General features: G+C 65.7%; 18 protein-coding genes. 7 read left to right on the top strand and 11 right to left on the bottom strand.

Features of this window, described 5'->3' with window-relative positions:
* The first annotated feature begins 15 nt into the window (after window positions 1–15).
* Window positions 16–480, top strand: a complete 465-nt coding sequence (locus tag ACSQ3Y_RS13610; protein WP_436177637.1) for a hypothetical protein — start codon at window positions 16–18, stop codon at window positions 478–480.
* Between the two features lie 76 nt (window positions 481–556).
* On the opposite strand, the gene ACSQ3Y_RS13615 is transcribed toward ACSQ3Y_RS13610, so the two are convergent.
* Genes ACSQ3Y_RS13615 through ACSQ3Y_RS13625 form a run of 3 tightly spaced genes read right to left on the bottom strand, consistent with a single transcriptional unit; the run spans window position 557 to window position 3877 of the window.
* Window positions 557–1924: a hypothetical protein gene (locus ACSQ3Y_RS13615; RefSeq protein ID WP_436177638.1), complete on the bottom strand. Its 1368-nt coding sequence runs from the start codon at window positions 1922–1924 to the stop codon at window positions 557–559.
* A gap of 10 nt (window positions 1925–1934) precedes the next feature.
* Window positions 1935–2807 carry a hypothetical protein gene (locus ACSQ3Y_RS13620; protein WP_436177639.1) on the bottom strand — a complete coding sequence of 291 codons (873 nt, stop codon included), beginning with the start codon at window positions 2805–2807 and terminating at the stop codon, window positions 1935–1937.
* Window positions 2795–3877: a hypothetical protein gene (locus ACSQ3Y_RS13625; protein ID WP_436177640.1), complete on the bottom strand. Its 1083-nt coding sequence runs from the start codon at window positions 3875–3877 to the stop codon at window positions 2795–2797. Before ACSQ3Y_RS13625 ends, ACSQ3Y_RS13620 begins: the two co-directional genes overlap by 13 nt.
* A 35-nt stretch (window positions 3878–3912) precedes the next feature.
* Here ACSQ3Y_RS13625 and ACSQ3Y_RS13630 point away from each other — a divergent pair, with 35 nt between their 5' ends.
* The 6 genes from ACSQ3Y_RS13630 to ACSQ3Y_RS13655 all read left to right on the top strand — a co-directional run bounded on the left by ACSQ3Y_RS13630 (window position 3913) and on the right by ACSQ3Y_RS13655 (window position 9229).
* Window positions 3913–4053 (top strand): hypothetical protein, encoded by a 141-nt coding sequence (locus tag ACSQ3Y_RS13630; RefSeq protein WP_436177641.1) that lies wholly within the window; start codon window positions 3913–3915, stop codon window positions 4051–4053.
* Window positions 4054–4211: 158 nt separating this feature from the next.
* On the top strand, window positions 4212–5603 hold the full coding sequence (rimO, locus tag ACSQ3Y_RS13635) for a 30S ribosomal protein S12 methylthiotransferase RimO (RefSeq protein WP_436177642.1): 1392 nt from the start codon (window positions 4212–4214) through the stop codon (window positions 5601–5603).
* 81 nt (window positions 5604–5684) lie between these two features.
* Entirely contained in the window at window positions 5685–5942 is a 258-nt protein-coding gene (locus ACSQ3Y_RS13640) for a hypothetical protein (RefSeq protein ID WP_057264530.1), read from the top strand.
* A gap of 36 nt (window positions 5943–5978) precedes the next feature.
* Complete coding sequence (locus tag ACSQ3Y_RS13645; protein ID WP_436177643.1) at window positions 5979–6383, top strand: DUF5329 family protein; 405 nt, start codon at window positions 5979–5981, stop codon at window positions 6381–6383.
* 322 nt (window positions 6384–6705) lie between these two features.
* The gene (locus ACSQ3Y_RS13650) at window positions 6706–8637 is read left to right on the top strand and encodes a YhgE/Pip family protein (protein WP_436177644.1); all 1932 of its coding nucleotides are present in this window, start codon (window positions 6706–6708) and stop codon (window positions 8635–8637) included.
* Between the two features lie 100 nt (window positions 8638–8737).
* Window positions 8738–9229, top strand: a complete 492-nt coding sequence (locus tag ACSQ3Y_RS13655; protein ID WP_428001458.1) for a hypothetical protein — start codon at window positions 8738–8740, stop codon at window positions 9227–9229.
* A gap of 3 nt (window positions 9230–9232) precedes the next feature.
* Here ACSQ3Y_RS13655 and ACSQ3Y_RS13660 read toward each other — a convergent pair whose 3' ends face one another.
* From ACSQ3Y_RS13660 to ACSQ3Y_RS13695, 8 genes are all read right to left on the bottom strand, one after another.
* Window positions 9233–13384 carry a DUF4347 domain-containing protein gene (locus ACSQ3Y_RS13660; protein WP_436177645.1) on the bottom strand — a complete coding sequence of 1384 codons (4152 nt, stop codon included), beginning with the start codon at window positions 13382–13384 and terminating at the stop codon, window positions 9233–9235.
* A gap of 102 nt (window positions 13385–13486) precedes the next feature.
* Window positions 13487–14332 carry a 2OG-Fe(II) oxygenase gene (locus ACSQ3Y_RS13665; protein WP_057269347.1) on the bottom strand — a complete coding sequence of 282 codons (846 nt, stop codon included), beginning with the start codon at window positions 14330–14332 and terminating at the stop codon, window positions 13487–13489.
* On the bottom strand, window positions 14322–15239 hold the full coding sequence (locus tag ACSQ3Y_RS13670; protein WP_436177646.1) for a sulfotransferase: 918 nt from the start codon (window positions 15237–15239) through the stop codon (window positions 14322–14324). Before ACSQ3Y_RS13670 ends, ACSQ3Y_RS13665 begins: the two co-directional genes overlap by 11 nt.
* A gap of 253 nt (window positions 15240–15492) precedes the next feature.
* On the bottom strand, window positions 15493–20787 hold the full coding sequence (locus ACSQ3Y_RS13675) for an Ig-like domain-containing protein (RefSeq protein ID WP_436177647.1): 5295 nt from the start codon (window positions 20785–20787) through the stop codon (window positions 15493–15495).
* Window positions 20788–21051: 264 nt separating this feature from the next.
* The gene (locus ACSQ3Y_RS13680) at window positions 21052–21498 is read right to left on the bottom strand and encodes a hypothetical protein (protein WP_436177648.1); all 447 of its coding nucleotides are present in this window, start codon (window positions 21496–21498) and stop codon (window positions 21052–21054) included.
* Between the two features lie 155 nt (window positions 21499–21653).
* The gene (gene efp, locus ACSQ3Y_RS13685; protein WP_007852467.1) at window positions 21654–22208 is read right to left on the bottom strand and encodes an elongation factor P; all 555 of its coding nucleotides are present in this window, start codon (window positions 22206–22208) and stop codon (window positions 21654–21656) included.
* 151 nt (window positions 22209–22359) lie between these two features.
* Window positions 22360–23460, bottom strand: coding sequence for an elongation factor P maturation arginine rhamnosyltransferase EarP (gene earP / locus ACSQ3Y_RS13690; protein WP_436177649.1), 1101 nt, complete (start codon window positions 23458–23460; stop codon window positions 22360–22362).
* Window positions 23457–24359 carry a LysR family transcriptional regulator gene (locus tag ACSQ3Y_RS13695; protein ID WP_436177650.1) on the bottom strand — a complete coding sequence of 301 codons (903 nt, stop codon included), beginning with the start codon at window positions 24357–24359 and terminating at the stop codon, window positions 23457–23459. The genes earP and ACSQ3Y_RS13695 overlap by 4 nt, the downstream gene beginning before the upstream one ends.
* Between the last annotated feature and the right edge of the window lie 63 nt (window positions 24360–24422).

Genomic DNA, 24422 nt, shown 5'->3' on the forward strand with positions numbered 1-24422 from the left:
GGGCCGGAGCACGCCATGGGCTTCCTGCGGCGCCTGTTCTCATTGGGTGGGGGAGACCGCAGAATCACCCACCCTGTGTTCGGCCAGCTTCGGCTCATGCCAGCCAAGCTCAGTGCCTATTGGGAGGGCGAAACCGAACTCCTGGGCCGTCCCTTCAGCCTGGCCATCGAGGCCCCCGGCGGGACCGAGCCGGGGCCCGCGCAGGTGGCGTTCTTCGAGCGCTACACCAGCCACCCCGATGCGGCGTTCGAGAAGGGTGCCGACCTGCTGGTCGGCGAGTACGAACAGTGGCTGCGCAAGCCCTTTCCGGCCGACTGGCGTGAGGCTTTCGCGTGGGTGGCCCTGTCCATCCCCGCCGACGGCGACGAACTCAAGCCCTGGGACCTGTCGTTCGAGTGCCTGCAGGGTGTGGCGGCGCGGCGCCATTTCACCTGCTACATCGAGCGGGAGCATGTGGTGCGGGTGGAGGTGAGTGGGTAGCACAGTGCTGGTTCTTTGCTCGTGTGGGAGCTCCGAACGAGGCTTCGTCTTGTTTTGCCCCTGCTCTTTGCCATGTTCAATGGGTTGGTACACCGTAGCGCTTGAACAGGGCTTCGAAGAATGCTTTTACATCGGCCTTCGCAGACGGCAACTGCAGTTCTGCTGCCCCGAAGCGAAAGACTTCATAGCCGGTAAGTTTGAGTTCGCGATCGGCCCGGACCATCTGGGCATAGCGCTGCACATCGGCACTGCCGGTGGTGTCTGCATAGTGGTGCTTGCCATCGACCTCGATGACAACTCGAACACCCTGTGGCAACAGGAGCAAGAAGTCCATTCGAAACCTCAAAAGCGCGTCTGGCCCTCGCTCTCTGACCGTGCGAGGATCCCAGTGCAGCCAGACTTCCGGTAGCAGCGCCGGCAGGGTAGGCACCGCACTGCGAAACCCCTCGAAGAAAGCGTCGAGCAGCAGTGTTTGCGGTGGGGAATTTTGAGGCAGGCTGGCCTTGAGACGCGCATACAGCGAGCGTTTGGCCTGCGTAGCATCAGCGATGTGCTCGACCTCGCTCCACCACTGTTGCAGGTCGTTCCAGCGCAGACCATCGTTGCCGATGGACCGGTCATAGACAAGGACTTTGTCCGCATTGGTGACGATCTCGACATCATTATCCAGCGCATCACTAAAGCGCAAGTCGGGCTTTTCGGGCGAAGCGAAGATGAGGTTCTTCGGCCGGCCTTTGACCGCCATATGCAGCGAGACCAATGAGAAGACTGGATAACCCCCTTTGGAGTCCGTCTCGCGCAGCTCAACACCGCAACCGCGCAGCGATTCGTTGATGCAAGCAATGAAGTGCCTTTGTGCTGCCTCGTCAGGTCGCACCTCAGCCGAAGCCAGCTCCTCCAGGAACAGCGCAAAGCGCCGGTCCGATGCGTCAAAGGCACCCAACTGGTCGAACAGAATTTCGGCTGGCCAATCCTCTGGGTCGCGATGGACATGCTGCTGAATTTCGGCTCGCAACCCCGCGGGCTTCCCGCTCAGCAAGCCCATCCAGTCATCAGTATCCAAAATCCACAAGCGTTCCAGCAAGTCATCAAACCTGCGAGCATCGATATACAGGTCTTCGCTGTTGAGCCTGCGTGCGACTTCACGCCGGTACCGTTTGGGGATGGGTGGGCATGCACTTTCACTCCAGAGAATGTCCTGGATCTGGTTGCGCAATGCTGAGGTGGGCGGGTGGCGTATCAGCAGCTTGCAGGCAATGCCGGGCAGGTCTCTGTCCGTCGCCGCGTCGAAGCTGGCCGTGATGCGCTCTCGCTTGGAGCCATCAGCCGCAGGAGCAGGCAGTCCCAATTCTTCGCAAAGCGTCGGCAGCATGGTGTGCGTACCAGCATCCTTCAGCCCAGTAACCAGTGGCTCCAGCAGGTTACGAAGTTGTGCGTAGTCCATGGTGGCCGATTCAACCCCTCAATGCCATGGCGCGCAACAGTGCGTCGATCTGTCCGAACGCATCCTGCTGCCACTGGTCTGGCGTGCGATCACCCAGCGCGTGCGTGTCTTGGACGAAACGCCTCACGCACGTGGGCCCGTGCCCTTCGAAGGTGTCGAACTTGTTGGCGATGTGCAGGAAGCCGCGTTCGCCGCTCGCATGTCTCAGCAGTGGGCGGCATTCCTGTGCCAGCGCCTCAATTCCTCCGGGGTAGTTGCGCACACAGTAGTAGATGTCGTAGGCGTCTTTCTGCTTGTAGCGGCCCGCCAGCGCGTGGCCCTTCATCGCAAGCAGTGCGGGGATGGAGCACACCGCTATCTCCACGCGGTTTGTCCCTCCGTCCGGCATTGGGCCAGCTACCGCTACCAACTGGTAGAACCGCATGGCCAGGTCGGCGCCGTCCGCCCGCTGCACCGCGAAGTCGCTGATCAAAGGCGGATCGTTTTTGACGATTGCCGCGTCGCGCGGCATCAAGAAATCGACCACGACATTGATCGCCTCGCCACCATCGCGCGCGGGCACTTGGCGAACCAGTTGGAAGCGCCGAAGCCCCTCACGCTGGGAATATCCATGGCCCTGGAGAGCGCCGATCAAGCTTGCGTATTCACCGTCTCCGAGTGCTTCTGCATTCAGCCCGACGTCCACATCGAGCGTGCCGACGTGTGGCATGTCCTCGTTGGCCAGCAGCAGCCAGGGCACCGCGCCGCCGATGATGGCGAACTTACCCTTGAAGCTGCCAAGGATCTGACCGATTTCGATCAGGACGGACTTCACGGCCGCAGTTGTGCGGTCGTCGTACTCTGCGGCCGACTGTGGTTCCTGGGGTGGTGTTATCTGGGCCATGAAAGCCTTTCTCGGCGCAAGTGATCGGCGGCCTCTGCGCCGCGTTCGCCGGCAATGGATAGATCGAGGTAGGTCTGAACCGGGCTCGTGCACACTGCGCCAGGCGCGGGTTCAACGGTGTCGGCAAGCAGTTCTAGGTCCTTTGGCACGATGACGGCCACGTTCTCCCCCTTCGATGCGGGTGCGAGCTTTAGCGCTGCTTTGAGTTTGCGCAGGCCATCCTCGTCGGCGAAGAAATAGTGTGTTCCGGTGCGCCCGTAAGGAGCAAGCCACTGCGCTGCCGAGAACGATGCGAAAGCGGCACGTCCGGTACCGTCGTCGATGCTAAGTGCGCCGCGCGCTGCATCTTCTAGCGTGCTGCCATGCAATGGCGTGTAGAAGTGCAGCCGTTCACCTGGTGGCGAGGTGTAGCTCTCCCGCCATGCGTCCAGCAGTGCATCGGGCGCTGAGAGTACGAGGCCATCGTCCGAGGCGCGCGCCCATTCGCGATCAATCAGACCGGTGCGTACGTTGCTGACGTGTCCCAGGCTGACCTTAGAGATTTCCGACAACTCGGTGACACGCCATGCACGGGCGGGCTCGCGCAGCATGGTGCGCAGCACCTGCGCTGACTTCGGTCTGAACAGCGATTTGAGTTCGCGTTGCTCGGCCGCTGGCTTTTCTGCCACCATGCGCTCGATGAAAACGCTGCCAAAGGCGATGCGTGCGTTGCCCTCCAGGTCGAGATAGCCCACGCCTTTCTCTTCGCACAGCTGCCTTACCGCAGGTGAAATGTAAGGCGCGATGAAGATGGGTGTCGCCTGGGAAGCTGTTTGCGCCACGTAGTTCCGCAGTTCCAGCAACGCGGACCGGGCGTACCGGGGTTGTCCATTCGACTTGTACTCGCAGACGAGCAAGTGCTGCCTTCCGTCCACGAGCAGCCGGGCGATCAGGTCTGGCCTCCAGTCGCCAGCCACAGCTTGCGCTTCTATGCTTTCGATCTGAAGAATCGGGATGTTCTCAAGCAGCTGGCGCAATGCCTCACCCGCACGAGTTTCTCCTTGTTTCATTGGAAGTGCATCTTTCAGCATGCGCTGAAAATACCACATTTATTGAAATATAGCCCATGATTTCACTTTTCCCGCTGATTTCAGCAGATGCTGAAATAGGTCTTGAGCCTGAAATCTTTGGGAAAAATTCATCGATTGATGAGACCAAGGAGTGCGACAGCCTCCCTTCAGCACATGCCCAAGCGGGTGGGCAATGAGCTCGCGAGGAGAGATCAATCGTGGTTTTGCTTCTGGGCACGCAGCGCAGTATTGGGGTGGACAAAATCCGGGCATCGTGGCGCCTTGGGCCCGCGTGCAACGCCTGGAGAGCCCCCTCCATACCCCTTTGCCCCCGGAACTGGGACAATACGGGGATATGAGCGAAGTACTGTCCCCCACGAAAACACCCAAAGTCGGCTTTGTGAGCCTTGGCTGCCCCAAGGCCCTCACGGATTCCGAACTGATCCTGACGCAGTTGAGCGCCGAGGGTTACGAGACCTCCAAGACCTTTGAGGGGGCCGACCTCGTCATCGTCAACACCTGCGGCTTCATCGACGATGCCGTGCGCGAGAGCCTGGACACCATTGGCGAGGCGCTGGCCGCCAACGGCAAGGTCATCGTCACCGGCTGCCTGGGCGCGCGCGCGGGCGAGGATGGCGGCAACATGGTGCGCCAGATGCACCCCAGCGTGCTGGCCGTGACCGGCCCGCATGCCACGCAGGAGGTGATGGACGCCGTCCACCTGAACCTGCCCAAGCCGCACGACCCCTTCATCGACCTGGTGCCCGGCAACTTCGGCGTGGCGGGCATCAAGCTCACGCCCAAGCACTACGCCTACCTCAAGATCAGCGAGGGCTGCAACCACCGCTGCACCTTCTGCATCATCCCTTCGATGCGCGGCGACCTGGTGTCGCGGCCCATCGGCGACGTGCTCAGCGAGGCCAAGGCCTTGTTCGCAGGTGGCGTGAAGGAGCTGCTGGTGATCAGCCAGGACACGTCGGCCTACGGCGTGGATGTGAAGTACCGCACCGGCTTCTGGGACGGCAAGCCCGTGAAGACCCGCATGCTCGAGCTGGTGCAGGCCCTGGGCGAGATCGCCGAGCCCTACGGTGCCTGGGTGCGCCTGCACTACGTGTACCCCTACCCGAGCGTGGACGAGGTGATTCCTCTCATGGCCACGGGCCGCGTGCTGCCTTATCTGGACGTGCCCCTGCAGCACAGCCACCCTGACGTCTTGAAGCGCATGAAGCGCCCCGCCAGCGGTGAGCGCAATCTGGAGCGCATCCAGCGCTGGCGCGAGGCCTGCCCCGAGATTGTGATCCGCAGCACCTTCATCGCCGGCTTCCCCGGCGAGACGGAAGAAGAGTTTGCCCATCTGCTGGACTTCGTGCGCGAGGCGCAGATCGACCGTGCCGGCTGCTTTGCCTACAGCGACGTGAACGGCGCCGCCGCCAATGAGCTGCCCGGCATGCTGCCCATGGAAGTGCGCGAAGAACGCCGCGCCCGCTTCATGGCCGTGGCCGAAGAAGTCTCCATCGCCCGCCTGCAGCGCCGCGTGGGCGCCACCATGCAGGTGCTGGTGGACTCCGCCCCAGGCCTGGGCCGCAAGGGTGGCGTGGGCCGCACGTATGCCGACGCGCCTGAGATCGACGGCACGGTGCAGCTGCTGCCGCCCGAGAAGATCAGCAAGACCATGAAGGTGGGCGAGTTCACGCGCGCCCGCATCGTGGGCGTGCGCGGGCACGATTTGATCGCGCAGCCGATCTGAACCCATGGATGGCCCCCGCGCCTGCCTGCGTCCACCCGGCGAGCCGGGCTGAAAACGCAAGCGTGGCCGGGAGCGATGCGGATGTCCGTGGCTGAAATCCAGGCAGGTGACCGGGTGCGGTTGCTGGGCCTGCCGGACTGGCTGGTGCACGACCTCCCGCAGGACGAGCAAACGGAGCTGCGGGCCTTCGTCGGCCAGATCACCGAGGTGACAGACATCGACGCCTACGGGTATTTCTGGCTGGGCTTTGGAGGCACGGTCGATCTGGAAGAGCAAGCTCGCTACAGCGGCCACTCCTTCTGCGTTCCGCGCGAATTCCTGGAGCGAGCCATTGATTGAGCCGGGGCCGCACTCCTCTAAAAAATCGCGATACCTATGCTACGTACTTTGATCGGTCTTTGGTTCGGCCTGGCTGCAGCCATCTCGCTTGCAGCGCCTGCGGCCGCGCCGGTGCGTGGCGAGATCGATGCCTTGTTGGCCGCGCTGCAGGCTTCCAACTGCGAGTTCCAGCGCAATGGTTCGTGGCACGCAGCCACGGAGGCCAAGACCCATCTGCTGCGCAAGCTGGAATACATCGAAAAGCGAAGCACGCTGCCCAGCGCAGAAAAATTCATCGAGCTGGCCGCCTCGTCGAGCAGCGCCTCGGGCCAGGCCTACCAGGTCCGGTGCAACGGAACCGTGCAGCCCAGCGCCCAGTGGTTTGCGAGGCAGCTGGAAAGAATCCGGGCCGCTGGCGTCGCAGGTGCGCCCGCAGCTCTGGGCGCTTCATCCGCCAAATAAGCGCCTGCCGCCCATCGTGGGCCGTTGGAGCATGTGGGGCAGTTCCCTTCCCGGTTTCGCTGCGGTCACGGGTTGCCAGGTCGTAGCGCCCTACGGTGGTGCACAGCTGCGAAGCCCTGGCCACACTGCCGCTCGCTACATAAATCTTTACACATTTGCGCTGTAGCGCCGAGGGCGCAGCATCTGCGAAACCGCGCACTTCAAGGCACACTCCGGGGCATAACGGCAAGGTACTCCAGACGCCTGCAGCGCAACGCCGCAAGGGCCTGTTTCGCCTTGCCGTGCAAAACACAACAACACGACAAAAGCCGCCCCGCCGCCCATGCGCCTGTTCAGCAACGCATTGCGCGTCTCGATGCTCGAGGCGCGGTTGTTTCGCCGCTTTCCCAAGCTGCGCTGGTCGCTGCTGGGCGTGGTGGTGATACCGGCGTTCTATGCCTTCATCTACCTCGAATCGGTGTGGGACCCTGCCAGCCACACCGGCAACCTGCCGGCCGCCATCGTCAACCTGGACCGGGGTGCCATGGCCAACGGCCAGGCGGTAAACCTGGGCATGGACCTGGCGCAGACCTTGAAGGACAAGCAGCAGTTCGGCTTCTACGAAGAGGGCGACCCCGATGCTGCGCGGCGAGCCGTGCGCCAGGGCAAGAGTTTGTTTGCGCTGGTCATCCCTGCCGATTTCAGCGCCGGGGCCATGGCGGCGGGCTCGCCGGGGGCGGGCAAGCTGGTGGTGTTTGCGTCCGAGGGCAACAACTACGCGGGCGCCGGTTTTGCCAAGCGCTTTGCCGAAGAGCTGGGCCACCAGGTCAACGAGTCGCTCAACGAAAAGCGCTGGGAGGTGGTGCTGGGCGCCAGCTCTTCGGCGGCCGACAGCCTGCAGCGCCTGCACGAGGGCGTGGCCCGCCTGCGCGAGGGAGCGGCGGCGCTGCACAGTGGCACGGGCAAGGCCGAGGGCGGCTCGGCCCAGTTGGCCAAGGGCGCAACAGACCTCTCCACCGGCGTGGCGCAGCTGGGCGATGGCATCAAGCAACTGGGCGCGGGGGCCCGCACGCTCGATGCGAAAAAGCCCGAGCCTGCCGACCTGCAGACCCTCAAGACCGGCGCCGCGCAACTGGCCAGCGGGCATGGCGAGTTCAAGCAGGCCCTGCCGCAGCTGGAAGACGGTGCGCAGCGCCTGGCCGATGGGGCAGGGCAGTTGCGCGACGAGTCGAAATCCATCCTCTTCGTGGGCGACAAGGTTTCGGGCGCCGCCGGGCAGTTGGCCGATGGCGCCACCCAATTGCGTGGCGGCCTGCAGCAGGCCGGCCAGGGCGAGGCCAAACTGGCCGAGGGCGCGCAGGCCCTGTCGCAAGGCGTGGCCCAGATGGCGGACGGCTTTGCCGCCTATTCGGCCGGCGCATCCACACTGGCAGCCAAGGTGCCGGCCGACGCCAAGGTGGACCAGTTGGTGGACGGCAGCAAGGCGCTGGCGGGCGCCGCCAGCGAGCTGCGCACAGGCCTGCTGAAGGTGAAGGATGGATCTTCGCAACTGGTGCTGGGGCTCGACACGCTGGAGGCCGCCCTGCCTACCGTCGGCCCGGGGATGGAGGGCACGGCCAGCGGCCTGGCGATCTCGGTCCAGCCGCAGATCGAGATCGATGCGCCGGTCAAGAACAACGGCATGGGCCTGGCGCCCAACTTCATTCCCATCGCACTGTGGCTGGGCGCGGTGATGACGGCCTTCATCTTCCACCTGCGCCGGCTGCCCGAAGAGGCCGCAGGCTACTCGCGCGTGTCGCTGCTGCTGGGCAAGCTCGGGGTGCTGTGGAGCGTCAACCTGGTGCAGACCGCCTGCGTGCTGCTCATGGTCTGGTTCATGCTGGGCATACAGGCCGTCAACACCCTGGGCCTGGCGCTTTCCATGGCGGTCACGTCGCTGACCTTCATGCTCGTCATCCTGGCCCTGGTGCGTGCCTTTGGCGACGTGGGCAAGGCCATCGCCCTGATCCTCATGGTGCTGCAGCTGTCGTCCGCCGGCGGCGTGCTGCCGGTGGAGCTGACCAGCGCCTTCTACCGCGACATCAGCCCCTGGCTGCCCTTCACCTGGTCCATCAAGGCCGTGCGCGCCAGCGCCTTTGGGGCCCTGGGCGGCGAGTGGGGCATGGCGCTGGCCGTGCTGGGCCTGTTTGCGGTGGGGGCCTTCGTGTTCTCGCTGCTGGTGGGGCAGTGGAAGTTTGTGCCACCCGAGGAGCACCGACCGGCGATGGACATATGAGCCGGCACTGCCGGCCGGGCCGGGTGGGGTGACAGAAGGGCGGTGAAGCCCTGGGGGCTGGTGGTAGATTCGTTCAGCCCTTCCTCCCCTTGCTGCCCCCATGTCCGCCCTTCTGTTTTTGCTGGTCGTCCTGTTCTGGGGGGCGGTCGCGTCGGCATTGGTGTTCAAGCTGGTCAGGCGCATCCCCGTGGCCACTGGATGGCGGGCGGCGCTGTGGTTCGTGGCCACGCCCCTGCTGTTGGTGGCCCCCATGGCCGATGAGATCGCCGGGGCCCGGCAGTTCGAGGCGCTGTGCCGGCCGGAGAACGCGATCAAGGTGCACTTCAAGGTCGCGCACCCGCGCGACCTGCTCGAGGTGTTCCAGCAGCGCGATACGGTGCCGGGCCGGCTGATTCCCATCAGCATCCAGCAGGTGGACTACCTGGACGGCAAGACAGGCACCCTGGCCGCGTCGATCAAGGTCTACAGCACCGAGGGCGGCTGGTTCTCGCGCAAGATCCTGCACGGCTGGGGCCCCTGGTTCGGACGCGGGCAATGCAGCCCGCACCCGGGCCAGGTGCGACAGTGGCTCACCCTGGCGGGAACCATCTGACACTCAGGCGAACTCAATCCCCTTGGCCGTGAGGCCCACCAGGTCGATGCGCACGGCCGTGGCCTCCAGGTTGCCCGCCATCACCACCAGATCGGGGGCCGACACCCCCCCAGCCATGATGTCGGTCAGCAGCTTGAGCTCACCATCCGTGCCCGCCCGGCCCACCACATTCGTCCACAGCGTCTGCGCAATCTGCGTAGGCGTGCTCGCTCCCAGCAACTGCAGCCCCAGCCCCGCGATGGTCTGGCTGGTGGCCCCCGCATCCAGCAGCCGGATCACCTCGCCGACGACTCCCTTGTTGGTGAGCAGGGCCGGCCCCCCCAGGGCACCGAGCAGCTTGGCCGCTTCGCCCGCATGGCCGTTCAGGTCCAAGGCCAGCTTGGTGTCATTGAACGTGACCCGCTCCACCCGCGTCACATCCAGCATCGCCCCATCGGTCAGGCGCTGCAGGGTGAAGGTGCCATTGTTCTGGGATTGCACATAGGTCTGGCCCAGGGTTGCAGGGATGACCACGGTGTCGATGCCAGCACCCCCATCCACATACCGCGCCAGGCCCAAGGTCGGGGTGATGGTGTTGTTGCCTGCATCACCGGTCACGGTCACATCCCGCACGGCATCCACGCGCACGGCTCCCGCTGCACCCATGCCTTCCAGCAGTTGGGCAGGCGTCTTGCCCGCACTCTGCTCGGGGAAGACCTGCGCGAACAGCGTCGCCACTTCCAGCGCCGTCTTGCCCGTCAGGCTCTGGATGATGGCCCCCTCGCCCTGGTTCAGATCGCGCCCAATCCACTTCTGGAACAGATAGGCCCCGGCTTCTTCGGCGGCGCTGTGCGCCACCGTGAGGCTCGGGCCCGTTGCAAACCGCACCTGCTCGACATCCACCAGCCAGTCGGAGACACCGGTGGCGGTATGGGTCAGCTTGATACCGGCACCCTCCAGGGTGACCGTGTAGTCGCTGCGAGCTCCCTCCTGCACGGCCACATCGAAGCCGGTACCGCCATTGAGCTTGTCGCTGCCCGTGCCACCGGATAGCAGGTCATTGCCCGCCCCGCCAAACACGATGTCATCCCCGGCATCGCCGTAGACCTGGTCATCGCCGGCCTCGCTGCCGACCACATCGTTGCCGCCACCGCCATGGATGATGTCGTCATCGGGGCCGAGCACGATCCACTGGGCCGATCCATCGCCGCTGGCGATGTTCTGGCCGGCGCCGCCGATGACCCTGACGGCTCCGATGATGAGAGCGAACTCCACCTTGTCCAGCTGGATCACGGAGCCCGGCGGCAGGCCTCGCGCGTCGATCACCAGGGCTTCCTGGCGGTCGGGGTGCGTGGTGCTGCCTTCGCCCGTGCCGTCGGCACCGGTAATGGCGATGGGCTGGCCCGGTGCGATGCCTGGGGTGGTTGCCAGGGTGATGGTGCGCACGACGACCTGGCCCGCATTGGGCACGGTGGCCAGGTAGTTGTCGATAGCGTCCACTTGCCCACCCGCTCCAGCGGCCCCGGCGGCGGTGACGAGCTGCAGGCGCAGCGCCGCAGGGCTGGTGGCCGGCTCGGAGCCTTGCGATGTGGCGCCCACCCCCGTGGGCAAGCCTATCTGCAGCAGGGTCTCACCATTGCTGGTGGCCAGCGGTATGTCGGCCAGCTGCGGGTTGGGCGTGCCTGCATTTTCGGGCCGGCCGCTGCTGACCGGTGCAATGCTCTGCGTGGTCGTGGTCGAGCCATCCGCGTTCTGCACGGTGCTGGTCTGTACGGGAGTTCCGTCCACCACGGTCGGTGCCGGTGACGGCGCAGGTGGCGCCGGGTCCGGGGCGGGCGCGGGGGCTGGAGCGGCCACCGTGGTGAAGTTCAGGCCTTCGGCGTCGGAGATGCCGGCAAAGGCGTTGCCTGCGCCGTCCTTGAAGGCCAGGCTCTCCACCTGCAGGTAGTAGGCGGTGCCGTAGGCCAGGTCGGCATGGGGATCGATGGTGACCGCAGCGCCGGTGATGCTCAGGCTGCCGTTCAGGCTGCCCTCGCCGGATGTGACATCGAACTGCTCGATCAGCGTGCCGGCGCCGTTCTTGAGCAGCACCAGGCCTTCTCCTGCCACCACGTTTTCGGAGAAGGTCAGCATGAGGTTGGCGGTGGTGCTGACGCCGGCAGCATTGTCCAGCGGCGTGCTGGAGGACAGCACCGGCACCACGCCGTCGATGGCCAGGGCCTTGTTGTTGCCCAGCGAGTTGGCCGCACCCGGTGCCGCCAGCGTCAGCGTGCTGGCATTGCCCGCCGCATCCTTGATGGTGCCGCCATTCAGCGCCAGTGCCGTGATTCCCAGGTAGTCCAGGTCTGCCGTGGTGTCGCCCGCTTGCACGGTGTACGTGAAGGTCAGTGCACTGGTGCCGCTGCCGCTGGTGTAGTTCACTGCACGGTCGGTGGTGCCGGTTTCCAGCGTCAGCTGGGGCGTGCCCGTGACGGTGACGGCCTCGCTGAAGTTGACCTGCAGGCTGACGGTGTTGCCCACCTTGTAGGTGCCGTTGGCGGCGCTGGAATTGACCGATGCGACCGTGGGCGCGGTGGTATCTATCACGATGGCTTTGTTGTTGCCCAGCGAGTTGGCCGCACCGGGCGCCGCCAGCGTAAGGGTGCTGGCGTTGCCTGCCGTATCCTTGATGGTGCCGCCATTCAACGCCAATGCGGTGATTCCCAGGTAGTCCAGGTCTGCCGCGGTGTCGCCGGCCTGCACGGTGTACGTGAAGGTCAGTTCACTGGTGCCGCTGCCACTGGTGTAGTTCACTGCACGGTCGGTGGTGCCGGTCTCGAGCGTCAGTTGGGGCGTGCCCGTGACGGTGACGGTTTCGCTGAAATTGACCTGCAGGCTGACGGTGTCGCCCTCCTTGTAGGTGCCGTTGGCGGCGCTGGAGTTGACGCTGGTGACCTGGGGGGACACGCCGTCGATCACGATGGCTTTGTTGTTGCCGAGCGAGTTGGCCGCGCCGGGCGCCGCCAGCGTAAGGGTGCTGGCGTTGCCTGCCGTATCCTTGATGGTGCCGCCATTCAACGCCAATGCCGTGATTCCCAGGTAGTCCAGGTCTGCCGTGGTGTCGCCGGCCTGCACGGTGTATTTGAACGTCAGGGTGTTGGTGCTGCTGCCGCTTGCGTAGTTCACCACCTGGTCGGTGGCGCCGGTTTCCAGCGTCAGTTGCGGGGTACCCGTGACGATCACTGTTTCGCTGAAGATGACCCGAATGCCGACGGTGTCGCCCGCCTTGTAAGTGACGTTGGCAGCGCTGGAATTGACCGACCCGACTGCGGGCCCCGTGTTGTCGATGGTGTACAGCTGGCCTGCGGTGTAGCCGCCGGGGATGGCGTTGCCGGCCGTGTTTTGGATGCCGGTCCCTGAACTCTTGAGGTCCAGGCGCACAGTGCCATCACCGGAGATGCTGTTCACCGTCACGGTGTAGGTGTCTCCGCTCCCCGTCACGCTGGAGATAGTGCCGTTGGCAGTATTGCTTTTGGTCAGGGAGAAGTCTGAAGTATCGACCCCGCTGACGCTTTCAGAGAACTTGACGGTGAAATTGACGCTGGTAGCGTTGGTGATCGCGGTGGAGACGCGGTTGATCGAAGACACCGTGGGTAGGCCGGTGTCATCCCCCACAAACGCCGCCCTGTACTCTACGATGTCCTGCGCATCGAACGGCAGCATCGTCTCGATCTGCCCCGCCCAATACTCCAGGTCCCAGTCGCCGTCCAGCGCCAACGCGCCAGTGCGATCAGTGGACGCTGCGACATCGGCGCCATGCAGCGCGCTGGACAGGCTGTTGACGAATGCCTGCCCGCCTTCGCCCTGGGCCACCGAGCAACCGTACAGCAGCAGGTCCGCACCCGGTGCCAGGTGGCTGGCGATCTGTGCGAGCGCAGGGGCCTGCTCACCCAGGTTGGCGGTGTTCAGGCGCAACTCGCCCAGGTGCAGCTGGCCTTCGGAGCCGTGGGTGACCAGGTGCAGCGCGTCCAGCGTGCCGTAGTCGGCCAGCGCCAGTGCCAGGGCTTCCAGGCCGTTGCCGCCTGCGGGCAGCAGGATGATCGGCATGGCAGGGTCCAGGCTGGCAACCAGTGTCTCCCAGTCTGCGATACCGGCATCGATGGCGATGACTTCACGGGTGGCGGGGGTGGTGGACATGGCGGTGCCTTGTGGTCAGAAAAAGGGATGGCTGCAGCGATGGCACCGTGAGCGGTGCCGATGGCTTGCAGGGGCAGAAGATGAAGCGGTGGCGTGGCACTGTCAACCGATATGGCCGGCCATGGTGAAACGGCTGGCGCTGAAGTCTTGCGGGGCGGTTTCCACGGGCAGCACCTCGTGGAAATACTCGCTGGGGAAGAACACGATGCTGTCGTTGTGCGGAACGATGCGTGTGAACAGGGTGCGCACATAGGCGCGCGGGTCGAAGCGGCTGTCGTACAGCAGCAGGTCGCCACCGCGGTAGGGCTTGGGCTCGCGGTGGAAGTAGTAGACGAAACTGATCCGCCTGCCCGTATGGCTGAGCCCGTTGTCCTGGTGGGCCTTGAAGAAGTCGCCGGCCGCATACGCCGCGATCTTGAGCTGGATGAAATCGATGTCGAACACCGGCATGCCCAGCCGCTCGCACAGCAGGGGCAGACGCTCGCTGACCGCGGCGCGCATCGCCTCGCCCGGGGAGCCCACCTCGTAGGTGACCAGCGTGCTGCGCTGCTTTTCGTACTGGTCTGCCGCCTGCAGCTCCGTCGGCCTGAAGATGTCCTGGCGCGAGATCGCGTAGTCGAGCAGGTGCTGGTTCAGCGCATGGCCGAAGAAGCCATCGAACTGCACGAACGGGGCAGGCGCAAAATCGGATTGCGGCAGGCGTGCTGGCGCATTGCCGCCATTGAAAATGGCGTTCAGCAGGTCGATGCGAGGCGCTCCGGCCTTTCGGGCATGCAGGCGCCGGTACTCCGCCGCCGCTGCGGCCAGGTCGCCCCGGCGCCGGTGGATGTCTGCCAGCACTTCGTTGTCTGGCGCGGCGATCTTGCCCGCCCCGATCAACTCCAGCAGGCGCTGGTCGCGCGCATCGGGTGACAGCGGCGCGCGGTGTGCCGTGGCTTCAGTGGGCATGCAGTGCCTCCGATGGGGCGCGCATCGCCTCCCATTGATCCCACAGCAGGTTCAATGGCGCCATGGCGCTGGCCATGGTATCCGACACAGGGGCCCGCTCACGCGGGCGAAAGGGGACTTCACCGGCCTGCTTGGCATCGTATTGCGCCACGTGCACCATGCTTGCCTGCTCCGCTGCGTCCAGGCGCAGGCCGAAGTGCTCGGCAATGTCCGCCATGGCGCCCGGCAACTGGGCATAGTTGATCGCCAGAGCCCGCCCGCTCCAATGCGGCAGCGGGGCGGCAAACAGGCGCTGCAGAACCTGCGCCAGCGCTTGAAGGCCATCGGCCTGGTGGCCGCCCAGGGCAGGGGCCAGTTGCGAGAGGGCCGCCCAGCGCGGCGGCCGCGCCACCAGGGATTGCAGCACGTCGACCGGGTCCCGGTAGACGAAGACCCAGGGGGTGGCGGGAAAGAGCGCCAGCAGTTGCTGCAGGTGCAACAGGTTCCAGCTGGTGAATTTGATGAAGCAGTCCACACCGGCTGCCGTGCCGCACAGGGCATGTATCAGCCCTTTGAGCTGCGGCCACTTTGCCTGTGGGTCCCGGCCATGGGCCAGTAGCCACTGGTTCACGGGCGCAGGCTCCGATACCACGCGGTGGCGGGGTATGCCGGCCAGGCTGCGGCTCACCAGGGTGGACCCGCAGCGCGACACATGGAAGATGAAGCCCGCCGGTGCCTTGGCCGGCGCCACCTCTGCCAGCGCCTCCAGGGGCGTGAGCTTCTGCACGGCGTTCGCCTGGACCAGCGCGTCGATGGTCTGGCGAAAGAAGGGTTCTGTGAACAGCGGCTTGGCGCCCGGGTGGATCCATCGAACAAGGCTGCGCTGGCCGGCAGTGGTCAGTTCACAGGGAATCCAGTCGGTGCTCATGCGCGTTTGCCACTTTCATAGGGAAGCACTTCATGGTGGCAATGCATTCGATTGAGGTCGCGCGGGTCTCGAGCGGGCCATCATGGCCCTAGAAGCTGCGCCCCCAGCACCTGCAGCGCCATCGCTGCAGTGCCCACGATTTGTATCATATTGCAACTTCGCTGTAAGGGTATTTGCCGGCCTTTGCGGGCCGGCCAGCCCGGGGGGGCTGGGGCAGGGCAGGGCCCTGCCTTTGATGCAAGCCAGGCTGGCGTCAGGCGAACTCAATCCCCTTGGCCGTCAGCCCCACCAGATCAATCCGCACCGCGTTCATCTCCAGATTCGCCGCCATCACCGTCAGCTCACTGGCCGACACCCCACCCGCCATGATGTCGGTCAGCAGCTTGAGCTCCCCATCCGTACCCGCGCGGCCCACCACATTGGTCCACAGCGTCTGCGCAATCTGCGTGGGCGTGCTCGCTCCCAAGAGCTGCAGCCCCAGCCCCGCGATGGTCTGGCCCGTGGCCCCGGCATCCAGCAGGCGGATCACTTCGCCCACCACGCCCTTGTTGGTCAGCAAAGCCGGCCCGCCCAGGGCACCCAGCAGCTTGGCCGCTTCGCCCGCATGGCCGTTCAGGTCCAAGGCCAGCTTGGTGTCATTGAACGTGACCCGCTCCACCCGCGTCACATCCAGCATCGCCCCATCCGTCAGGCGCTGCAGGGTGAAGCTGCCATTGTTCTGCGATTGCACATAGGTCTGTGAGAGGGTTGCCGGGATGACCACGGTGTCGATGCCTGCCCCTCCATCCACATACCGCGCCAGGCCCAGCGTGGGGCTGATGGTGTTGTTGCCCGCATCGCCGGTCACGGTCACATCCCGCACGGCATCCACGCGGATGGCTCCCGCTGCACCCATGCCTTCCAGCAACTGCGCCGGCGTCTTGCCCGCACTCTGCTCGGGGAACACTTGGGCGAATAGGGTCGCCACTTCCAGCGCCGTCTTGCCCGTCAGGCTCTGGATGATGGCCCCTTCGCCCTGGTTCAGATCGCGGCCAATCCACTTCTGGAACAGATAGGCCCCGGCTTCTTCGGCGGCGCTGTGCGCCACCGTGAGGCTTGGGCCCGTCGCAAAGCGCACCTGCTCGACATCCACCAGCCAATCGGAGACACCGGTGGCGGTGTGCGTGAGCTTGATGCCTGCGCCTTCGAGAGTCACGGTGTAGTCGGCGCGTGTGCCCTCCTGGATCGCCACGTCAAACCCGGTGCCCCCGTTCAGGCGGTCACTGCCGGTGCCACCCGAGAGCAGGTCATTGCCGGCGCCGCCAAACACGATGTCGTCCCCGGCATCGCCAAAGACCTGGTCATCGCCGGCCTCGCTGCCGACCACATCGTTGCCGCCACCGCCATGGATGATGTCGTCATCGGGGCCGAGCACGATCCATTGGGCACCGCTGTCGCCGCTGGCCGCGTTCTGGCCCGCGCCGCCGATCAGGCGCACATTGCCCACCACGGCGATGAACTCGATGTTGTCCACCTGGATCACAGTGCCAGAAGGCAGGGAGCGGGCATCCAGGATCACGGCCTGCTTGCCGTCGGCCGGGTTGTTGCTGCCGGTGATGACCAGGGGCTGAGATCCGTCGTAGCCGGCACCGATGGTGGGCTTCAGGATCTGCACGCTCAAGGGCTCATTGGGCGCCAGCGTGGCATAGAACACCTGCCCGGCGTTGGTCAGCTCGGGGCTGTCGCCGGCAATGCGCTCGATGCGGAAGCCGAGTTCGGCCAGGGCCGCAGAACCCAGGGTCGTGGTGGTCAGGCCCTCGGCCTGCAGCCCGACCCCGGTGGGCACGCCCACCGAGACGATGGGGGTACCGCTGGGGGAGGTGACCAGCGGGATGTCGGCCAGGGGAGAGGGTGTGCCGGGGGTGTCGGGCCGGGTGGGCAGCACCACGGGAATGGTGATGATGGTCGAGCCGCCGGGGCCGGGTTCGGTGGTGACGGGCACGCCGTCGATGGGGGTGCCCGGCGGGGTGCCTGAGTCAGGTGCGGGCGTGCTGTTGGTCACTGCCGTCGCGGCCAGGGTGGCGGCATCGTTGCCCACGGTGTTCTGGATCGCCTGGAGATCATCGCCCCCGGTGGGATCGGCGTATGCCACGGTGATCGACTGGCCGCTGGAGACCGCGGTGGTGAGCGTCAGCGTGATGGTCTTGGCCGCAGCGTCGACGGCGACTAGCGTAGCGACATTGGGTGTGGCACCCACCAGCACGGTGAAGGCGCCCGCCAGAGGCGGGTTGGCGGTATCCAGCATACCTGCTTCGACATAGGTCATCACCAGCTTATTGCCGGTGACCGTGGCCGATGCGAACACCGGTGCATGGGTGTCGATGGTCACGTCCACGCCGGCAGACAGCGGGCTTGCATTGCCGGCCGTGTCTGTCGAAGTGGCCTTGATGGTGTGCACACCCGCAGCCAGTGCGCTGCTGGTGATGGACCAGTTGCCGCCCGTTGCAGCACCCGAGCCCAGCACGGTGGTGCCATCGGTGTCGTACAGGGTGACGGTGGAGCCAGCCTCGGCCGTGCCGGTGAAGGTGGGTGTTGTGATGTTGGTGATGCGGTCGGAATTGGAGGCGCCCGAGTCGCTGCCGGCGCTAAGCACCGGCGTGGGCGGGGTCGCAGGCGCGAGCGTGTCGAAGTTGATCGACGGGGTGGTGCCCGCGCCGCCGTTGTTGCCTGCCGTGTCCGTATATGTGCCCGACGCCACCGTGATGCTGGCGGTGCCGCTGTTGGTGCTGGCAGTGGGGGTGAAGGTGGCGGTGCGCGTGAGGCCCGAGCCGCTGATGGCGCCGAGCGTGCCGCCTGAGACCACCACGTCGCCGGTGGAGCCATCCCAGGTGAAGGTGGCGCCGGGGTCTTCGCTGAAGGTGAAGGTGATGGTGGCCGTCTGCCCGGCCTTCAGCGTGCTCGCGCTGCTGGTGATCGACAGTGTGGGCGTGGTGGTGTCGACGGTGACCGAGAGCCCGCTGGATGCCGTGCTGACATTGCCGGCACTATCGCTGGCCTTGACGGTAAGGCCATGCGATCCGTTTGCGAGGGTGCTGCTGGTGATGGACCAGTTGCCGCCCGTTGCAGCACCCGAGCCCAGCACGGTGGTGCCATCGGTGTCGTACAGGGTGACGGTGGAGCCAGCCTCGGCCGTGCCGGTGAAGGTGGGTGTTGTGATGTTGGTGATGCGGTCGGAATTGGAGGCGCCCGAGTCGCTGCCGGCGCTAAGCACCGGCGTGGGCGGGGTCGCAGGCGCGAGCGTGTCGAAGTTGATCGACGGGGTGGTGCCCGCGCCGCCGTTGTTGCCTGCCGTGTCCGTATATGTGCCCGACGCCACCGTGATGCTGGCGGTGCCGCTGTTGGTGCTGGCAGTGGGGGTGAAGGTGGCGGTGCGCGTGAGGCCCGAGCCGCTGATGGCGCCGAGCGTGCCGCCTGAGACCACCACGTCGCCGGTGGAGCCATCCCAGGTGAAGGTGGCGCCGGGGTCTTCGCTGAAGGTGAAGGTGATGGTGGCCGTCTGCCCGGCCTTCAGCGTGCTCGCGCTGCTGGTGATCGACAGTGTGGGCGTGGTGGTGTCGACGGTGACCGAGAGCCCGCTGGATGCCGTGCTGACATTGCCGGCACTATCGCTGGCCTTGACGGTAAGGCCATGCGATCCGTTTGCGAGGGTGCTGCTGGTGATGGACCAGTTGCCGCCCGTTGCAGCACCCGAGCCCAGCACGGTGGTGCCATCGGTGTCGTACAGGGTGACGGTGGAGCCAGCCTCGGCCGTGCCGGTGAAGGTGGGTGTTGTGATGTTGGTGATGCGGTCGGAATTGGAGGCGCCCGAGTCGCTGCCGGCGCTAAGCACCGGCGTGGGCGGGGTCGCAGGCGCGAGCGTGTCGAAGTTGATCGACGGGGTGGTGCCCGCGCCGCCGTTGTTGCCTGCCGTGTCCGTATATGTGCCCGACGCCACCGTGATGCTGGCGGTGCCGCTGTTGGTGCTGGCAGTGGGGGTGAAGGTGGCGGTGCGCGTGAGGCCCGAGCCGCTGATGGCGCCGAGCGTGCCGCCTGAGACCACCACGTCGCCGGTGGAGCCATCCCAGGTGAAGGTGGCGCCGGGGTCTTCGCTGAAGGTGAAGGTGATGGTGGCCGTCTGCCCGGCCTTCAGCGTGCTCGCGCTGCTGGTGATGGCCAGCGTGGGTGGCGTGTTGTCCAGCGTGTAGCTGTTGTTGTTGGTACCGGTGGGGGTGGTGCTGGCCAGCGCGTTGCCCGCAGTGTCCAGGATGTTCTGGCCAGCGGCAAAGCCTAGGGTGACTGTGCCGTTGTATCCCGCTAGATTGCCTCCGGATACCGTCACGTCGTAGGCATTGCTGCCCGCTGAAGCCATGTTCGTGACCGTGGCCGTGGAGCCTGTTGCGGCGAAGTCGGCGGTGTCGATTCCGGTGACACCTTCGTTGAAGGTGACGCGGTAGACCAGGCTGTCTGCATTGGTGGTGGCGCCAGCCGGTGTCTGCCGCACGATGCTGGTGACGGTGGGGGGCGTGGTGTCGCTGGGGGAGTTGGTGGCGGCGAGATCGACGACGAAGTCCTTGATGAAAAACTTCGTCTTGATTGCGGGGTCCGAATTCTCCAAGTCAGTGACTACGATTTGGTTGGCGATCTGTGCGCCGCCCAACTTGAAGTCAATGCTATTGCCGGAAAATTGGCTCAATCCTGCGGTGGTACTCGCGTTTCCATAAGCGAAACTGAGATACGCACCGTTGGTAGGATGGCCGCCAGTGCTGGTGTGATCGATATAGGTGGAGGAGGGGGTGAACTGGGGGTTGGCGCCCGTGTCGGTAATGGTGAGCACGAAATCCCCGGCAGCAGCGGTCTCCTCTAACAACAAGCCACCCCCGGTCTGGGTCACAGTAACGCCGCTGGGCGCTGATACAACAAAGCGCACGCCATCAATGGTGAAATCGCCGCTGGCCAGCGAGCCGGCCGTAATTGCACCAGCCAAGTTGATGGTCTGGTCCGCCAGCACCGACGAGAACTGCGTGTACTTTGCCCAGTCCGCCGAAGCCTGCACCGCACCCGTCTGGCTTTCCAGCACCCAGTTGCCGCCCTGGGCCGCATTGCCGGTCAGGTCGGTGGACGCGGCCACGTCGGCGCCCGTAAGTTCGGACAGGGCCTGCACGAAGGCTTGGCCCTCCACACCCGCAGCCACGTCGCAGCCGTAGAGCAGCAGATCGCCGTCCGCAGCCAGAGATCGGCCGATGGCTTCCCATTGCGCTTGGTGGACATCCAGATTGGCGTTGGTCACAGTGGTCGTGCCTAGATGCAGCGCACCGGGCGCGCCATGGGTCACCATGTGGATGGCATCGATGCCCTGGCGGCCTTCCAGGTAGTGGGCCATCTGCGCCAGCGCGTCGGTGCCGGCATCCAGGCGCACCACCTGGGAGCCGGCAGGCGCTACCGAGGCCAGCGATTGCCAATCGGGCAGATTGTCCAGAATGAAGAGAACCTGGTTGGATCCGGCGATGGCTGGGAGTGTGGTTTGTTCCATAGGCTTGGTGATTCTGGGCGTGATGGGGCAGGAGGGCGTGAGGGCGATGCGCTACCTTGCCTGGGCGTCGGTCCGGGCTAGGCAGGCGGAGTCGGAAGGAGCAATCGTGGCCATGCACCTGCAAGGAGAAGACGTGGCCTCCCTCGAGGCGTAAAACTTGAGAGCGTTTTATCAGAAACTGACAATTTCTCCCAAGAGTTTTTTCCCTGAGGGAGCGCCGGTGGCGCAAGCTGTGGCGGTCCGAGGCCCGCGTCCGAGTGCCGGTCAGCGTGGTGCCAGCACCTGGTCCGGGTCGCTGCGGTACAGCGCAAAGAATTCGTTGAGCGAGCCCGCTACCCGCACGGGGGGGCTGTCTGCACTCAACGGGCCGGCGAAGACTTCCGAGCGGCCATCCGCCGCCGTGCGCAGGCGAAACACCTGGCTGTGGGTCAGAAAATCTGCAAACTGCACGCCCCATTCGGAGGGCGGGCCCTGGTTGGCGCGGCTGACTTCGTCCAGCGACCACAGGCGCCAGAACTCGCCGTCCATGGTGACCATGCCGCCCAGGGTGGCGTACAGGGTGAGCACTTCGGGGGTGGCGGGCTGGCCCAGTTGGGCAAACAGCGCCTGGACCTGCGCAGGATCGCCGGGCGGCAGCATGTCGACCCCATCGATGCGCCAGCGGGGGAGGAGTGCGGTGAGGTCGGTGGCGAGGTCGGCGGTGGGGTCCATGGCAATGATTGTGCGCGAGGCCTGTGACGCTCGCAAGAAATCGCTGCGCCTGCGGTGGATCGGGCCGCAAGGCCCGCGCCGTGCAGGGGCACCAACAAAAAAGGCTTCCCGGAGGAAGCCTTTTTCGGAGGTCTTGCAGGTGGGCCTGCAGAACCTTAAACGCGCTTGCGGTATTCGCCGGTGCGGGTGTCGATTTCGATCTTGTCGCCTTGCGAGACGAACAGGGGCACGGGCACTTCGAAGCCGGTGGCGATCTTTGCGGGCTTCAGAACCTTGCCGGAGGTGTCGCCCTTGACGGCAGGTTCCGTCCAGGTGATTTCGCGCTCGACGCTGGTGGGCAGTTCGACCGAGATGGCCTTGCCGTCATAGAACACCACTTCGAGGGCCATCCCGTCTTCGAGGTAGTTCAGCGCGTCGCCCATGTTTTCGGCTTCGACTTCGTACTGGTTGTAGTCTGTGTCCATGCAGACGTACATGGGGTCGGCGAAGTAGGAGTACGTGCAGTCCTTCTTGTCCAGGATCACGTTGTCGATCTTGTCGTCGGCCTTGAACACGTTTTCGGTGCCGAAGTTGCCGATCAGGCTCTTGAGCTTCATGCGCACGGTGGCTGCACCGCGGCCGCCACGGGCGTATTCGGTCTTGAGGACGACCATGGGGTCCTTGCCGTGCATGATGACGTTGCCGGCGCGGATTTCTTGAGCGATTTTCATAGCAGTTTGGTTGCTTGGGTTGGGGGCCGCTCAACGCGCTGGCCGCAAGCCCCGGTGGGCTGTGCAACTGGCCGGCGCATGTTCCGCGGCGGGATTGCGCGGGGTACGGGCACCATGGTGCCGCGCCTCAATTTGCGCAAAGCCTCGGATTTTACCTTTTTTCCGCGATAAATCCTACCAACTGGCCCACCAGGTCGGTTTGTTGCGCCAGCCGTGCGCGCGCCGCCTGCACGCAGGCGCTCCACTCGGCCAGGGTTTCATCATCTGGAATGGTCAGCGGGCCGTGGCCGGGGATGCCGTTCCACGCCGCGTGAAAGTCGCGCAGCGAGGCCGGGGCCTGCAGCCAGTCGAGAAACGCCGCCAGCTTGGCGTGGTGGGCGCCATCGTCCTGCGGGTAGATGTGCCACACCAGGGCGCGGCCGGCCCACAGGGCCCGCACCAGCGAGTCCTCGCCGCGCACGGCGTTGAAGTCGCTGGCCCAGAGCAGGTCATCGAAACCCTGCTGGTCTGTGGGGGCCAGAAACTGCAATTGCAGCGGGCCATGCTCTGCCGGCAAGGTGGCCAATGCGGACCGCACCGCCTGGGTGGCACGGCCAGGCGTGACCAGCAGGCGGGTGGGTACGGCGCCGGGCTGCATGGCCTGGGCCAGCAGCGCGGGCAGGGCGGCGGGCTCGTAGCAGAACAGCGACATCCAGCGCTGGGGCTGATGCGTGGCCGGCGGCTGGCCCGCGCGCCAGGCGGCGGCAAAGCCGGGCGGGCGCTGGTCCAGCAGGCCGGGCTCGCGCAGCAGGCCGCCGGTGGCGGGGGTGAAGCCGGGGTAGAAGAACCAGCGCGTCCAGCCCCGGGCCGGGCCCGACATGATGAGCGAGGGCAGGCGGTGGTTGCGCTCCACATAGCCCTCGGCCGAGAGGTATTCGAGGTTGATCCACACAGGTTCCCGCGTCGACGCACGCTGCACTGCCCAGGCCAGGAAGGGCTGGGGGATTTCGCAGCCGAAGGCCTCGACCACCACATCGGGCGCGGCCTCGTGCGCGGCGGGCACCTCGCCGCCCCAGGGGCGCAGCTCCACGCCGGGGCATCCCGCAGGCGCCATCCACGCCAGGGCCGAGGCATCGTCCACCCACAGGCGCACGCGCTGGCCGCGCGCCGCCAACTGGCTGGCCAGGCGCCAGCACACGCCGATGTCGCCGTAGTTGTCGATGACCTGGCAGAACACGTCCCACTGCAGCGGGGGCAGGGCCGGGGCCGTCATGCGGCAGGCCCTTCGGCGGGGGCGCGCAGGTGGTCCACCAACAGGCGCGCCACGCTCGACAGCGACTCTTCCGAGCGCACGCACAGCACCAGCTGGCGGTGGGCCCAGGGCTCGTTCAAGGTGACCACGCGGATGGGCTGGCTGCCCTTGTACAGCGCAGCACTGCCGCGCGGCATGACGCCCACGCCCAGGCCCGCCGCGACCATGAGGCACAGTGCGTCGTAGCTGGTGACCTGCATGCGCAGGCGCAGCGGCAGCCCGGTTTCGGCAGCGGCCTTGGTGAGCTGGTTGTTGATGGCGCTGCCGGGGTGCGCGCCCACGAAGTCGTAGGGCAGGGCATCGGCCAGGCGCACGGATTTGCGCCGCGCCAGGGCGTGGTCGCGTGGCACCACCAGGGCCAGCTCGTCGGTGCGGTAGGGCAGTTGCACCACGCGGTCGCCATAGTGGCCGTGGTTGAGGATGCCGATGTCGGCCGCGTTCTCGGCCACCGACTGGGCGATGGCGGTGCTGATCTGCTCCTGCAGGCGCACATCCACCTGCGGGTGCAGGGCCATGAAGCTTTGCAGCTGCGCCGGCAAGAACTGGCTGATGGCCGAGATGTTGGCCACCACGCGCACGTGGCCGCGCAGGCCGGCGCCGTAGTCGCGCATCTGCGTGGCGATGCCGTCCAGGTCGTTGAGCACGCCGCGCGCCAGGTTCAGCAGGGCATAGGCCGCAGCCGTGGGTTCGGTGCCCTTGTTGCTGCGGGTGAACAGGGTGACGTGCAGGGCATCTTCCAGGTCGGCCAGGCGCCGGCTCACGGCCGACGCGGCCAGGTGCTCGCGCGCGGCGGCGGCGGCAATGGTGCTCTCTTCCATCACGGCAACGAACAGGCGCAGGGAGACGGGGTCGAGCTTCATGGGGCAATGGTAACAACGCCCGCGTTCTGCCATGCCCGTTTGCGATGGTGGGTTGTTGCATCA

This window comes from Acidovorax sp. LjRoot66, from assembly GCF_964253305.1.
In the GTDB taxonomy this organism is placed as follows: domain Bacteria; phylum Pseudomonadota; class Gammaproteobacteria; order Burkholderiales; family Burkholderiaceae_C; genus Acidovorax.

Coding starts and splice junctions, on each gene's coding strand:
- ACSQ3Y_RS13615 (WP_436177638.1), bottom strand. CDS start 1,924: ATGGACTACGCACAACTTCGTAACCTGCTGGAGCCACTGGTTACTGGG.
- ACSQ3Y_RS13660 (WP_436177645.1), bottom strand. CDS start 13,384: ATGTCCACCACCCCCGCCACCCGTGAAGTCATCGCCATCGATGCCGGT.
- ACSQ3Y_RS13680 (WP_436177648.1), bottom strand. CDS start 21,498: ATGGACCCCACCGCCGACCTCGCCACCGACCTCACCGCACTCCTCCCC.
- ACSQ3Y_RS13655 (WP_428001458.1), top strand. CDS start 8,738: ATGTCCGCCCTTCTGTTTTTGCTGGTCGTCCTGTTCTGGGGGGCGGTC.
- ACSQ3Y_RS13625 (WP_436177640.1), bottom strand. CDS start 3,877: ATGCTGAAAGATGCACTTCCAATGAAACAAGGAGAAACTCGTGCGGGT.
- efp (WP_007852467.1), bottom strand. CDS start 22,208: ATGAAAATCGCTCAAGAAATCCGCGCCGGCAACGTCATCATGCACGGC.
- ACSQ3Y_RS13650 (WP_436177644.1), top strand. CDS start 6,706: ATGCGCCTGTTCAGCAACGCATTGCGCGTCTCGATGCTCGAGGCGCGG.
- ACSQ3Y_RS13675 (WP_436177647.1), bottom strand. CDS start 20,787: ATGGAACAAACCACACTCCCAGCCATCGCCGGATCCAACCAGGTTCTC.
- ACSQ3Y_RS13695 (WP_436177650.1), bottom strand. CDS start 24,359: ATGAAGCTCGACCCCGTCTCCCTGCGCCTGTTCGTTGCCGTGATGGAA.
- ACSQ3Y_RS13620 (WP_436177639.1), bottom strand. CDS start 2,807: ATGGCCCAGATAACACCACCCCAGGAACCACAGTCGGCCGCAGAGTAC.
- rimO (WP_436177642.1), top strand. CDS start 4,212: ATGAGCGAAGTACTGTCCCCCACGAAAACACCCAAAGTCGGCTTTGTG.
- earP (WP_436177649.1), bottom strand. CDS start 23,460: ATGACGGCCCCGGCCCTGCCCCCGCTGCAGTGGGACGTGTTCTGCCAG.
- ACSQ3Y_RS13665 (WP_057269347.1), bottom strand. CDS start 14,332: ATGCCCACTGAAGCCACGGCACACCGCGCGCCGCTGTCACCCGATGCG.
- ACSQ3Y_RS13630 (WP_436177641.1), top strand. CDS start 3,913: ATGATTTCACTTTTCCCGCTGATTTCAGCAGATGCTGAAATAGGTCTT.
- ACSQ3Y_RS13645 (WP_436177643.1), top strand. CDS start 5,979: ATGCTACGTACTTTGATCGGTCTTTGGTTCGGCCTGGCTGCAGCCATC.
- ACSQ3Y_RS13610 (WP_436177637.1), top strand. CDS start 16: ATGGGCTTCCTGCGGCGCCTGTTCTCATTGGGTGGGGGAGACCGCAGA.
- ACSQ3Y_RS13640 (WP_057264530.1), top strand. CDS start 5,685: ATGTCCGTGGCTGAAATCCAGGCAGGTGACCGGGTGCGGTTGCTGGGC.
- ACSQ3Y_RS13670 (WP_436177646.1), bottom strand. CDS start 15,239: ATGAGCACCGACTGGATTCCCTGTGAACTGACCACTGCCGGCCAGCGC.